Below are 12,371 nucleotides of genomic sequence, written 5' to 3' on the forward strand. Positions count from 1 at the left end.
TTCGTCGAATCGTGTATCGAAGGTGGATCTAATTGGGTACACCGTACTCGTAACGCTTCGCCCATTCAAGTACGGTGTACGCGAGAAAGGGGATGCCCATGCCGCAACACGAGGACTCGACGATCTGGCTGCGCCCCGAGGTGGCGGAACGCTCCGGTCCGGGGCGTCGGCCTGGTTACAGTCGCGCGCAGGTCACGCAGGCCGCCGTCCGAGTCGCCGACGTCGAGGGGATGGACGCTGTGACGATGCGGCGCGTCGCCTCGGAGCTCGGTACCGGCGCCATGGCGCTGTACCGGTACGTCGCGGGCCGCGACGATCTGGTTGATCTCATGCTCGATGCGGCGGTGGGGGAGATCGCCCTCCCTGAGCGGCCGAGTGGCGACTGGCGGCAGGATCTGACGCTCGTCGCCGAGCAGACGCGCGCGGTGGGTTTGCGTCACCCCTGGCAGATCGCGCTCGCAGGCAGACGTCCCACGCTGGGGCCCAACTCCTTGCGAGTGCTGGAGTTCTCCCTGGCCTCGCTCGACGGCCTGGGCTTGGACATCGACGAGATCGCGGCGCTGGCCGGCATGGTGAGCGACTACACGCACAGTGCGGTGCATCGAGAGATCGGATGGCTCGAGCAGGCCCGTCGCACGGGTATGGATATGGCGCAGTGGATGAGTGAGTACGTCGGGCCGTATGTCGCCGAGGTCGTCGCCTCGGGGGAGTACCCGATGTTCGAGCGCACGATCAGAGAGGCGCGGGTACCGCACCTGCCCCCAGGGGAGCGCTTCCGATACGGCCTCGACCGCGTCCTCGACGGGGTGGCGGCGGGCCTGCCCGCGGGAACCGCGTAGGGGCCATCGCCCCGGGAGCGGCGCGCTCCGATACGGGGGATCTCACCGATCCCACTCAGGTGATCTGCTGTCCTGCAAGGGAATTCGACGTTCCCGACGGCGCCTTCGTCGATCGCCGGCGCCCAACCTTCCAGTGCATGAAGTCTGTACCCGACGGAACCAGTAGAAATACGGAATCGTCGCCGGTTGTAACCGACCAATCAGCAACACATCGGACGCACCTTCCATCAACTCAATTCACCGCATAAACGGCAGGGGGCGGGTTGAATGTCCGGTGACGGAAGGGGATCGACCCATGGATCGGGTGTGCATTGTGGGGGCCGGGCCGGCCGGACTGTCCGCGGCTCGGGCCTTTCGGGGGCTCGGAATCGAGTACGACCAGTACGAGCGGCACAGTGACGTCGGGGGAATCTGGGATCTCGACAATCCCGGGACGCCGATGTACGAGTCGGCGCACTTCATCTCGTCACGGACGATGTCCGGGTTCCACGACTTCCCGATGCCGGACTCCTTCCCGGACTACCCGGGCAACCGGTTGATCCTCGACTACACACGCAGCTTCGCGCGCACCTACGGGTTGTACGAGGGGATCCGCTTCGACACGTCGGTCGACGAGGTGGTGCCGGACGGCGACGGGTGGTCGGTGCAGCTGTCGACGGGGGAGCGCCGCGGCTACCGCGCGGTGGTGTGCGCGACCGGTGTGACGTGGCGACCGCGAATTCCGATGCATCCGGGCAACTTCGACGGTGAGGTTCGGCACGCGGTGACGTACCGCGGGATCGACCAGTTCCGCGGCAAGCGCGTGCTCATCGTCGGTCTCGGCAACTCGGGTGCCGACATCGCCTGCGACGCAGCGGCGTCGGCGTCCGAGACGTACGTCAGCGTGCGGCGCGGCTACCACATCATTCCCAAGCACATCCTCGGGACGCCGACCGATGTGTTCGCCGAGAAGGGCCCGAAACTGCCGCTAGCGGTCGAGCGTCCGCTGCTGACGGCAATGCTGCGGTTGCTACAGGGTGATCTGACGCGCTTGGGACTCCCGCGCCCCGACCACAAGCTGCTCGAGTCGCACCCTCTGCTCAACAGTCAACTGGTTCACCATCTCCAGCACGGTGATGTCTCGATCGTCCCCGACGTATCGCGACTGGCCGGCTCACGCGTCGAGTTCACCGACGGTTCGAGCCGCGAGATCGATCTGGTGCTGTACGCCACCGGGTACGACTGGGCGATTCCGTATGCGCCGGACGACTGTTTCGACTGGGTGCACGGTCGTCCCCGGCTGTACCTGACGGCGTTCAACCCGAGGCAGCGGAACCTGTTCGGTGTCGGCTATCTGGAGACCAACTCCAGCGCCTACACGCTGTTCGATCAGGTGACGAACGTCCTCGCCCAGTATCTGCACGATCAGCGGCACAACCCGGCGAGGGCGGCGGTGTTCGATCGCAAGATGGCCACCGATCGTCCCGACCTGAGCGGCGGGATCTCGTTCATCGGCACCGACCGTCACAGCGCGTACGTCGACGCGCACGCGTTCCGCGACTACCTGGCACGCGTCCGCACCGAGTTCGGCTGGTCGGCGCTGGAGCCGGGGATGTTCGACCCTGTGAAGGTCACGGCGTGAGCCGGGCGGTCGTCACGGGCGCGGGCGGAGCGATCGGGTCGGCGATCTGCCGCGGCCTCGCATCGCGCGGCCACGACATCGTCGCGGTGGACGTCGACGGCGCGGGTCTCGCGGCGCTTGCGGACACGTTGCCGGCCCGGATCGCCCCGCACCCCTGCGATCTGACCGATCCCGTGGAGCTCGCGGCGCTGGTGGCGGCGGTGGGAGCCGACTGCGATCTGCTCGTCCACGTCGCCGGCGTCGTCGTGACGACGCCGTTCGAGAAGGTCACCGAAGCTGAGGTGGACCGCGAGCTCGGCGTGAACCTGCTGGCACCGGTCCATCTGACCCGCGCGTTGTACCCGGCCCTTCAGAGATCACACGGCCACGTCGTCGCGATCGTGTCGATCGGCGGGTTGCTGCCACTCGGGGAGAGCCCCGGGTACAGCGCGTCGAAGTTCGGTCTGCGCGGCTTTCTGCTGGCGCTGGCGGCCCGCACGCGCGAGACCGGGGTCCGGGTAAGCATCGTCAACCCGGGTTCGGTGGACACGCCGATGCTGCGGCACGAGGCCGCGACCGGGGGATCGGCGCTGAACTTCCTCAGCACGCCTCTCACGCCGCAACAGATCGCCGACCGGGTGCTCGGGCTGGTGGACCGTCCGCGAGTCGAAACGAACGTACCCCGGTCCGACGGCTGGATGGTGAAGACCGGAATGCTGATGCCGGCCCTGACGCTTCGGGCGCTCCCGTGGATCGCGCGGCTGGCCCAGCGGAACCTGCGCCGGTACCGGGAGCGACACGGCCTCTCGTCCGTCGCGGACCAGCCGCCGTCGACGCCGATCGGGGTCATACTGATCGAGTGAATGCCGAGAGGCGGTTCAAGGTGTCGGATGTTCCGGCCGCGGCGTGGGCGTACGTCCGTCGTGCACCGGGCACGTTCGTGTGGCTGGCGATCCTGTTCGTGACCAGCATCGTGATGAATCACCTGTCGCCGACCGAGCTCAACGACGTCCTGGGTAGCCGGTCGACCAATCTCCACCACCTGCAGGAGGACCCGGTCCACGTCCTGATCACCAGCGCGCTCTGGCTGGCGGGTGGTTCGTGGCTGAGCTACTTCGTGTTGTTCAACCTCTTCCATGTCCCTGTCGAGCGGTGGCTCGGGACGGTGCGGTGGCTGACGGTGGCCGTGGTCGCGCACGTCGGCGCGACGTACATCAGCGAGGGCGTGCTGTACCTGGCGATCAACCATCACCGGGCGCCGGAGTCCGCGGTGAACACCCTCGACGTCGGAGTGAGTTACGCGCTGGCCGGGGTCACGGCCGTCCTCGCCTACCGGATCGCGCCGCCGTGGCGGTACCTCTACGTGATCGGTGTCGTGGTCGTCTACGGGCTGCCGCTCTTCGGCGGTCTGACCTTCACCGATATCGGCCACTTCACCGCGACGCTGATCGGTTTCGCCTGCTACCCGCTCACCTGGGCGCGGCCGGGAACCTGGAATCCGGAGGAGTGGGCGAGTTCGATCCGTGCACGTGTCATAGCTCGCCGGTAGCGTGCCGTCCATGAGCGAACCGGTGAAGGGTCCCGCGTCCTACTTCCCGTCGATCGAGAAGACGTACGGCAAGCCGATCAGTGAGTGGCAGAGCCTGATTCGTTCGTCGGATCTGACCAGGCACATGGAGTTGGTGAACTGGCTCAAGACCGAGCACGGCCTCGGCCACGGGCACGCCAACGCCCTCGTCGCGCACACGTTGAAGGAGGACGCGGCCGGCTGATCCGCCGCGCACCCGTTCTAGGTGCCGACGGTGTCGAGCCCGTGAAGTTGCTTTGCGGTGGGTGACTTCTCGACGGTGTCGGGGGCGGGGTCCGTGCCGAAGATGCGGTCGGCGGTGCCGGAAGTGGTGACGGTGAACCAGTAGTGCTCGTTGCGGTAGTGGTGGTTGCGGTGATGCCGCCACGTCGCCTTGTACAGCGCGGTCTTCGGCTTGTAGTCGGTGTGGATGAGGAAATGCGTCCATTCGTATGCCAGTCCCAGCGCCGTGATGACGATCAGGAACGTCAGCCCGAGTTCGACGCGGGGGAAGGCGAACACCGTGATCGCGAGCAGTAGCGGGACCAGCCACACGAACACCGGCGCGGGGATGAAGTCCAACGGGATGGTCCGCGGATCCCCGTGGTGTGCGCGGTGTTTGCGCGCGAGCAGCGGGTCGACCGTCAAGCCGGCCACGCGCTTCGGCCGCCAGTGCAGGACGAAGACGTGAATGATCCACTCGAGGACCGGGAACAGCGCGAGCATCACCAACGGCACCAGCGCGTCGACCCAGGTCCAGGTGCCCACGGAAATCCGGGCCACGACCACGCCGAGGAACAACGTTCCGATGATCCACGGACTCGGATGGCGGACGAATTCGCGCGCCGCACCGACGAGGGTGACGTCGCGGCCGAACGCCGACGAGGCCTGACGGGTGCCGGTCACGATTCCTCCCCGGATGCATCCCGCGCCGCGGCGAGCGCGCCGCCCAGGAGTGTGGTCGCAGGCTCGAGCAGTGCGTGCGCCGCGGCGAACGCGCCCTCGGGATCCCGACGTCGGATTGCCGCGACGACGGACCGGTAGCGGTCGCTCTCGTTCACTTCGGCGGCCATCACCACCGCGAGCACGTCGAGCATCGGCTCGTACGCGGCGCGCAGGGTGTTGAACATCAGCCGGAACGTGATCGAGTCGGCGCCGTCGACAACGAGATCCCAGAAGTCGAGGGCGATGCGCTGTCGGACCACGGGGTCGTCGGTGGCGGCGAGCGCGTCGACGACGGCATCCAGGGCGTCCGCGGTGCTCTCGGGTGAGCGGTGCGCCGCGAGTTCCGCTACCTTCGGCCCGTTCCAAAGTCGGGCCTCGAGGATGCTGTGCGCCACCGCCGGATCGATCTCACCGCCCCGGACCAGCAACCGCGGCAGCAGGTCCAGGCCCCCACGGCGGCGCAGGTCGTTGACGACCGTCGCGCCGCCCTGCCGGACGTCGACCAGGCCCATCGCGGCGATCCGGCCCAGCGCCTCACGCACCGCCGGACGCGACACCCCGAGCGCCTCCGCCATCCGCCGCTCGCTCAGCAGTGTCTCGCCGGGTGCCACGCTGCCGTCGACGACACGTCCCAGCAGTTGCTCGAACACGTCGTCGGGAATCGAGCGCCGCTGCACCGGGGTGAGATCCATGTCACAAACGCTAGGCCTGGTCGGTCAGGTGGTCAAGTGGTCAGACCAGTTTGTCATTGGAAACGATACCGTTGAGCGCCGCCCGCCGGTCCGTCCCGGCGCAGCAGACGATTCAGAACCGCACGAGCGGCGCTGCCGATCACCGTGCTCGTAAGCGCGGGTTCGGGGTGCCGGGCCTCGACCTCGGGCGGGATGGGGCGCGCGGTCCAGTTCGCGGACCACGGTGCGGCCGTGAACGCCGTCGGCTGGTCGAGATGCTGGACCGTGCCGCCGTGACCGCCGATGGATGTGCGCGCCAAGGATGTGCGCACCGAGGAGTGGTCGGCAGCGACGTCGACTTCGAGGGAACCGTCGACCACCGACAGCACCCACCGGTCCATGTCCTCGAGTAGTTCGGCGGACCCGCGATCGCACGCGTCGCATCCACAATCGGGAATCTCTGCCAACCTCACCGCAGGGCTGCCCGCCGCGACCGTGACGGTGAAGATGTGGTCGCAGTCCACCGGTGTGTGCGTCGTCAACACCAGGGGCACCGCGCCGTCGGCGGCAGGAGAGAGGACGGTTTCGGTCCCGCCCGCATCGAAGGGGCGAAGCGCCCAATCCACGCGCGATGCTTCGCGCGCCCAGCCGCGGTCGAGAAGAACCCTCGTCCACGCCCGCGCTCGGGCCACCACGATCAGGAACTTCTCCGGGTTGCTGACTCGCTCGTACTCCGCCTCGTCCGGCGCGGCGCCGTCCCAGTACGGGTTCGGCCACCCCGGGGTGGCCGAACCGGTGACCGCGAACGCCGCGTCGACGTCGTCGAGCAGTTCGCCTATCTCGCGAGAGAGTACCGATGCGTCTGCGCCCCAGCCGGTTTCGTGCAAGCGGCGAACGCCGTCGTTGTAGTCGTCCCACCATGTCATTCCCGGACCTCCACCCACCGAACTGACGGTACCCGCCGTCCGCGGGCCCCGATAATCGCAATTGTCCGAACTCGTCCGCGGCATCATCATTCGCTACATCCGATGATCATCGGATGCGTTGGGTGGAACCTTGCGTGTAGGTGGGAGTGGAACTGAGGGAAGACGTCGTACTGGCGATGCTGTTCGTGGCAGGCGCCGGTGTGTGTGTGCGCTTGCCACGTACACCGGCGCCCGGGGCTGGGTTTACAGATCCGGCGAAGGGTGACAAGGTCCCGTCCGGGGGCGGGGAAACCCAGAACGGGCGCGGGTCGCGAACACGCACTTGGAAGCTCGCGGCCACCGCCGCATACCGCGTAGTTGTCACCGTGGTGGCCTGGTACCCGTTCGAGCGAATCGCGCGTCTGTCAGGTTGCGTCGGCGGCGAGATGGCATCGTCGGAGTCATGAGCAACACGACGGGGACGGTGCGGGAGTGGAACGACCTGGAGGGGTGGGGCGTCATCGACTCCGCCTCGACCCCCGGCGGGTGCTGGGTGTTCTTCAGCGCCATCGACGGCACGGGATTCCGAACCTTGACGGTGGGGGACACCGTCGTCTTCGAATGGGAACAAGTGACCGACCAGGACGGCTACCGGTACTGCGCCACCCGGGTTGAGCAGCCCGGGCGGTGACATCGGAGCGGGACTCGTCTGCAACCGGCCGCCTATTGAGGTGCGATTTCCCCATTCGACCCGCTGCCGACCGAGCCGGACAGCTGAGCTGTCATTGCGTCGCCGACGACAAGAGTCCGGCACGGGACCGATCTGCTCCGCTGTCGTGAGTCGTGGTGGCGTGTGGGTAGGTGCAACGTTCGGCGCCTGGTTGGTTCCGTGGGGTGTTGACCGTGATCAGGTCACGCGTCCGTTGGAGCAGTGACTCGCGAACATCGTGTGGGGAGAGAACTTCCAGGGCGACTCCCAGACCCATGAGGTAGGTGACGAGCATGTCGATGTCGTTTCCTCCGATGACGACGATCGTGGAATCGGCACTCTCGCCGGTATGTGTTCCGATCGTCGGTGGGATCACGGCCACGGCGCGCTCGATCGGCAGGGGTAAACGGACAGTCGCGTAGACCGGGTACACCACGCTGGAGATGCCCTCTGCCACAAATTCTTCCGGATCCGGAGCGTCCCGCGGTTCGGTCCGGCGTCCCGTTGTACGGGTTTCGAACACGCGATCCGCCCTGAAGGTGCGCCACGCACCCTTCGTCACGTCCTTGGCCACGAAGTACCAGCGGCGGTTCCGTCGAACGAGGCGGTAGGCGTCCACTTCTCGAACAGACTCCGCCCCGTGGTGATTGCGGTACGACAACACGAGCCGCTCGAATCCGCGGCAGGCTGTTGCCAATCGTAGGAGGATCTCCGGATCGACTTGCGGCTCGCCGGCTTCGGGCGAATGCACAATCACGGTATCCATGGAACGGAGCCGGTCGGCCACGCGTGCGGGCAACACCCGACGCAGTTTGAACAGCGCGGACAACACGGCCTGATCGCCGCCGAGCACACCGGTCCCAGCCGCTTCCCGCAGTGCCACCGCCACCGCAAGCGCTTCCTCGTCGTCGAGCACGAAGGGCGGAACCTGTCGACCGGCCCCGAGCCGATACCCGCCCCACGGTCCTGCATCCGATTCCACGCCGTAGCCGAGCTCCCGCAGCCGTGCGATGTCGCGGCGGATGGTCCGCGCATCGACGTTCATCCGACTCGCCAACTCGGCGGACGTCCATTGCACGCGAGTGGACAGCAGGACGAGGAGGTCGAGCAGCCGGGCAGAGGTACCGATCACGCTAACCATCTTCCCGAACAACCAGGACAGTAGCTGTCCGCATCGGCTCCTAGGGTTGCGCTCATGACCGAAGAAGTGACTTCACCACCGCAAGTCCGGCTCCTGTCCGTTGACTTCGACTGCCCCGACCCCGCCGAGCTGGCGCACTTCTACAGCACCATGCTCCGGCTTCCGGTCGTGTACTCGAGCGATGACTTCGTCCTGCTGGGACGTAGCGGCGAGCCTGGTCTCGGTTTCATTCGCGTCGCCGACTACCGCAGACCCACCTGGCCGGACCCGGCGGAGGGAAAACAGGCGCACATCGAGCTGGGTGTCGACGATCTCGACGCTGCACAGCGGTACGTTCTCTCCCTCGGAGCCGAGCTTCCTTCCTTTCAACCCGACATTGATCATTGGCGGGTTCTACTCGACCCCGCCGGACACCCCTTCTGCCTCTCACTCAACGGTTGAGCGGCCCGCACGGTGACCTCGACATGACGAGGCCCGGACGGTAGAGCCGAACGGGAGTTCACGGCACGCGTCCCACCCGACAACGTGCCGTGAACTCCCGTCGCGGAATGTCGACGCGGCGTCAGGCCGGGTAGTGGCGCGGCGTGAAGACCTTTGTCCCCGATGCGCTCTCGACGACCGTCGTCTGCGAGGACCCGACGATCAGCAGGCACCGCATGTCGACGTCGGCGGGATCGAGATCGGCGAGCCGCACGATCTTGATCGACTCCTGCGGCCCGGCGATGTCGCGGCCGATGATCACCGGGGTGTCGGGGGAGCGGTGCTCGAGGACGAGGTCGCGCATCGCGGCGACCTGCCACGTGCGGGACTTCGACGCCGGGTTGTAGACCGCGAACGCCATGTCGGCGCTCGCGACGGCCGAAACGCGCTTGGCGACGATGTCCCACGGCTTGAGCCGATCCGACAGCGAGAGCATCGCGTAGTCGTGGCCCAGAGGGGCGCCGACGCGGCTCGCGACGGCGTTGGCGGCGGTCATGCCGGGCAGGATCCGGACCGGGACGTCCTGCCACTGCTCCTCGGCGGCGACCTCGAGCACGGCGGCGGCCATCGCGAACACGCCGGGGTCGCCGGACGAGACGACTGCGACGCGTGCGCCGCGCTTCGCCAGGTCGAGGGCCATCGCGGCCCGCTCGGCCTCGACGCGGTTGTCGCTGGCGTGTCGGCGCTGGCCCGGCCGGACCGGGACCCGGTCGATGTACGTGGTGTAGCCGACGAGGTCGGTGGCGCGGGCCAGTTCCTGCCGGACCTCCGGCGTGGTCCAGGCCTGGTCACCGGGTCCGAGGCCCACGACGACCACCTCACCGCGCGCAGGTTCGGGTTCGCTGCGGTTGTTCAGGGGGCTCGGCACGATCGCGATCGAGAAGTACGGCACGTCCGCGTCGTCGACCTCGTCCGCGGCGTCGACGCGCTGGCGGTCGGTGCTGGCGCGCTCGACGTAGTACGCCTCGTCGATGCGTCCGGCGTCTTTCAACGCCTGGCGCACAGCGGGATACGTGCGGCCGAGCTTCATGATCGCGGCGGCGTCGGTCTCGCGCAGGCGTCGGGTCAGCTCGTCCTGCGGCAGCGTGCCCGGCAGGACGGTGAGCACCTCCTCGCCCTCGACGAGCGGCTCGGCCAACGCGGCGGACGCGGCACTGACGGCGGTGACGCCGGGGATCACCTCGGCCTCGAACCGGTCTGCCAGACGTTTGTGCATGTGCATGTACGAGCTGTAGAACAGCGGATCGCCCGCCGCGAGCAGCGCGACGCTGCGGCCGGCCGCGAGGTGCGCGGCCAGGCGCTCGGCGGCCTGCTCGTAGAACTCGTCCATCGCGCCCTGGTAGCCGCCGGGATGGTCGATCGTCTCCGTGGTCACGGGGTAGACGAGATGCTCCTCGATCTGTCCCTCCCGCATGTACGGGGCGGCGACGCCGCGCGAGATGCTCCGGCCGTGCCGGGCACTGTGGAAGGCGACGACGTCGGCCTCCCCGATCACGCGAGCGGCCTTGACGGTCATCAACTCCGGGTCGCCGGGTCCGATGCCGACGCCCCACAGCTTTCCGGGCATGCTCATTCGATTTCGCTCGCAATCGCATTGAGGGCGGCGGCGGTGATCGCGCTGCCACCGCGACGTCCGCGCACCACCAGGTACTCGAGTCCGGCCGGGTCTTCGATCAGGGCTTCCTTGGACTCGGCGGCACCGATGAACCCGACCGGCCCGCCGACGATCGCGGCGGGACGGGGTGCGCCGGCCTCGATGAGGTTGAGCAGGTGGAACAGCGCGGTCGGCGCGTTGCCGATCGCGACGACCGCACCGTCGAGCTTGTCGCCCCACAGCTCGAGCGCCGCCGCCGAGCGCGTGTTGTCGATCGCCTTGGCCAGCACGGGAACTCGCGGATCGTCGAGCATGCACAGCACGTCGTTGTCGCGCGGCAGACGTTTGCGGGTGACACCGGCGGCGACCATCTTCGCGTCGCACAGGATCGGGGCACCGCGGCGCAGTGCCTCACGGGCGTCGGCGACGACGTTCGGGGTGAACGCGATGTCGTCGACCAGATCGACCTGACCGCTCGCGTGGATCATCCGGACGACGGCCTGCGACACGTCGGCGGGGAACCTGGCGAGGTCCGACTCGGCCCGGATGGTCGCGAAGGACTGGCGATAAATCTCCGCACCGTCGCGGATGTAGTCGATCATGCGCCACACGATAGAGGCATCACGACGACCCGTTTTCCACCCGGTAACCGTCGGGGCCGGAGACCACGTCTGTTATTTCGCCGCGGGGGCGACCACACTTGCGATCGCACCCGGACCAGTGCTGACGGCCGTCCGCGGGCAGGTCGTCGTTCTCGATCGCCTCGCGGGCGTCGGCCCGCACGTCGGTGTGCGACTTCGCGCAGCCAGGCTGCCCCGCGCACGCGCTGACCTGCAGATACGGCGAGTTCTCGTCGAAGATCAGCCCCATCGGGGCGAGCACCCGCACCACTTGCTCGGCGGCCCACTCCTCGAGGTCGGGCAGCAGCAGCGACCGCCACGGGGTGACGACGATCGGCTTCTCGACCGCCGCGAGGAACTCCGCGAGCCGGGCCGGGAGGGTGCCGAACGCGAGGCCGGCGGCGAGCGTGACGTGGCCGTCGGGCTGGTCCAGCCAGCCGATCGGGCCGCGCTCGACCGCGGCGGGCAGGACTACCGGGTCGCCGTACTCGAGCCCGAGCCGCGCCAGGACGCGCTCGGTGCCGCCGGGCACCTCGTTCAGTCGCCACGCGTCGCCGCGGATCTCGGTGAACGTGCGCGCGGCCGCCAGCAGCACGTCGACGGTCTCCGCCTCCGCGAGGCGGGCGCCGGTGTCCTCGCCGGCCAGGACGAGGGCGAACCGGCCGTCGTCTAGCGCGTGGACGCCGAAGTCGCCGCGCAGGCCCGAGATGTCGCCGGTGCCGTCGTCGAGCGTGAACAGCGTGCGTCCGGGCAGGGCCGCCAGCGCCGGGTCGGCGCACAGGCCGCGGTCCAGGTCGGTGACGAGGCTGCGCACGTCGGCGAAACCGCCGATCCGCCCCGACAGGGGAGAGGCGAGGATGTTGCGCACCCGCTCGTGCGTGGTCGACGGCAGCAGTCCGACGGCGGCGATCCGCCGGGCAAACTCCTCGGGATCGGACACCGCCCGCAGCTGGACGTTGCCGCGCGAGGTCAGTTCGATCTCGCCGTTGCCGATCTCCTGCGCGGCCGTCGCCAGCGCCTGGAGCTGCGGCGATGTGATCACCCCGCCGGGGAGGCGGACACGCGCGAGTGGACCGTCGGCGGCCTGGTGGACCTGGAGGGCACCCGGGCACTTGTCCGGGCCGGAGCGTGGAGATGGCACGTGTCCAGGCTAGAGAAGTGCGGGGACCGACGCGCAAACGCCTGACCGGTAGGATCACCGGCGACCGCGGCAGAAGAGGAAGCCGGTGAGATTCCGGGCGGTCGCGCCACTGTGAAAGTCAGACCCTCTTCCGCCGCCCGAACCGCTTCGACGAGTCCC

Annotated in this window: 14 protein-coding genes and 1 pseudogene; 7 read left to right on the forward strand and 8 right to left on the reverse strand. The window is 68.3% G+C overall.

Translation table 11 applies throughout. From position 1 onward, the window contains the following. Window positions 1-98 precede the first annotated feature (98 nt). From ABTV10_RS12235 to ABTV10_RS12255, 5 genes are all read left to right on the forward strand, one after another. The gene (locus ABTV10_RS12235; protein WP_499035040.1) at window positions 99-839 is read left to right on the forward strand and encodes a TetR/AcrR family transcriptional regulator; all 741 of its coding nucleotides are present in this window, start codon (window positions 99-101) and stop codon (window positions 837-839) included. A 295-nt stretch (window positions 840-1,134) separates the two neighbouring features. Next, entirely contained in the window at window positions 1,135-2,460 is a 1,326-nt protein-coding gene (locus ABTV10_RS12240) for a flavin-containing monooxygenase (RefSeq protein ID WP_499035041.1), read from the forward strand. After that, on the forward strand, window positions 2,457-3,302 hold the full coding sequence (locus tag ABTV10_RS12245) for an SDR family NAD(P)-dependent oxidoreductase (protein ID WP_499035044.1): 846 nt from the start codon (window positions 2,457-2,459) through the stop codon (window positions 3,300-3,302). The genes ABTV10_RS12240 and ABTV10_RS12245 overlap by 4 nt, the downstream gene beginning before the upstream one ends. Next, window positions 3,299-3,988, forward strand: coding sequence for a rhomboid-like protein (locus tag ABTV10_RS12250; RefSeq protein ID WP_499035046.1), 690 nt, complete (start codon window positions 3,299-3,301; stop codon window positions 3,986-3,988). The genes ABTV10_RS12245 and ABTV10_RS12250 overlap by 4 nt, the downstream gene beginning before the upstream one ends. Window positions 3,989-3,998: 10 nt before the next feature. Further along, complete coding sequence (locus ABTV10_RS12255; protein WP_499035048.1) at window positions 3,999-4,211, forward strand: DUF4287 domain-containing protein; 213 nt, start codon at window positions 3,999-4,001, stop codon at window positions 4,209-4,211. Between the two features lie 17 nt (window positions 4,212-4,228). Here ABTV10_RS12255 and ABTV10_RS12260 read toward each other — a convergent pair whose 3' ends face one another. The 3 genes from ABTV10_RS12260 to ABTV10_RS12270 are packed head-to-tail and all read right to left on the reverse strand — an operon-like array spanning window position 4,229 to window position 6,548. Continuing rightward, window positions 4,229-4,912 (reverse strand): sterol desaturase family protein, encoded by a 684-nt coding sequence (locus tag ABTV10_RS12260; RefSeq protein WP_499035051.1) that lies wholly within the window; start codon window positions 4,910-4,912, stop codon window positions 4,229-4,231. Continuing rightward, entirely contained in the window at window positions 4,909-5,643 is a 735-nt protein-coding gene (locus ABTV10_RS12265; protein ID WP_499035053.1) for a FadR/GntR family transcriptional regulator, read from the reverse strand. The genes ABTV10_RS12260 and ABTV10_RS12265 overlap by 4 nt, the downstream gene beginning before the upstream one ends. 53 nt (window positions 5,644-5,696) lie before the next feature. Next, window positions 5,697-6,548 (reverse strand): DUF6226 family protein, encoded by an 852-nt coding sequence (locus ABTV10_RS12270; protein WP_499035055.1) that lies wholly within the window; start codon window positions 6,546-6,548, stop codon window positions 5,697-5,699. 442 nt (window positions 6,549-6,990) lie between these two features. Between ABTV10_RS12270 and ABTV10_RS12275 the strand changes: the two genes are divergently transcribed. Then, window positions 6,991-7,218 (forward strand): cold-shock protein, encoded by a 228-nt coding sequence (locus ABTV10_RS12275; protein WP_499035057.1) that lies wholly within the window; start codon window positions 6,991-6,993, stop codon window positions 7,216-7,218. Window positions 7,219-7,309: 91 nt separating this feature from the next. On the opposite strand, the gene ABTV10_RS12280 is transcribed toward ABTV10_RS12275, so the two are convergent. Both ABTV10_RS12280 and ABTV10_RS12285 read right to left on the reverse strand, forming a co-directional pair. After that, the gene (locus tag ABTV10_RS12280) at window positions 7,310-8,152 is read right to left on the reverse strand and encodes a helix-turn-helix transcriptional regulator (RefSeq protein WP_499035168.1); all 843 of its coding nucleotides are present in this window, start codon (window positions 8,150-8,152) and stop codon (window positions 7,310-7,312) included. A gap of 42 nt (window positions 8,153-8,194) precedes the next feature. Next, window positions 8,195-8,377: pseudogene (locus ABTV10_RS12285) on the reverse strand (HTH domain-containing protein); the annotation flags it as partial. 54 nt (window positions 8,378-8,431) lie between these two features. Here ABTV10_RS12285 and ABTV10_RS12290 point away from each other — a divergent pair. Next, window positions 8,432-8,818, forward strand: a complete 387-nt coding sequence (locus tag ABTV10_RS12290) for a VOC family protein (protein ID WP_499035058.1) — start codon at window positions 8,432-8,434, stop codon at window positions 8,816-8,818. 121 nt (window positions 8,819-8,939) lie between these two features. Here the strand turns inward: ABTV10_RS12290 and cobJ are convergent, their stop codons facing one another. From cobJ to cobG, 3 genes are read right to left on the reverse strand one after another with little or no spacing between them, the layout of a single operon-like run. Then, complete coding sequence (gene cobJ / locus ABTV10_RS12295; protein WP_499035059.1) at window positions 8,940-10,430, reverse strand: precorrin-3B C(17)-methyltransferase; 1,491 nt, start codon at window positions 10,428-10,430, stop codon at window positions 8,940-8,942. After that, window positions 10,427-11,053 (reverse strand): precorrin-8X methylmutase, encoded by a 627-nt coding sequence (locus ABTV10_RS12300; RefSeq protein WP_433613062.1) that lies wholly within the window; start codon window positions 11,051-11,053, stop codon window positions 10,427-10,429. The genes cobJ and ABTV10_RS12300 overlap by 4 nt, the downstream gene beginning before the upstream one ends. A gap of 19 nt (window positions 11,054-11,072) precedes the next feature. Beyond that, window positions 11,073-12,212, reverse strand: coding sequence for a precorrin-3B synthase (gene cobG, locus ABTV10_RS12305; RefSeq protein ID WP_499035060.1), 1,140 nt, complete (start codon window positions 12,210-12,212; stop codon window positions 11,073-11,075). Window positions 12,213-12,371 lie beyond the last annotated feature (159 nt).

It is taken from the genome of Paraburkholderia sp. RHO2, from assembly GCF_050955445.1.
GTDB classification, from domain to species: Bacteria; Actinomycetota; Actinomycetes; order Mycobacteriales; family Mycobacteriaceae; genus Prescottella; species Prescottella agglutinans_A.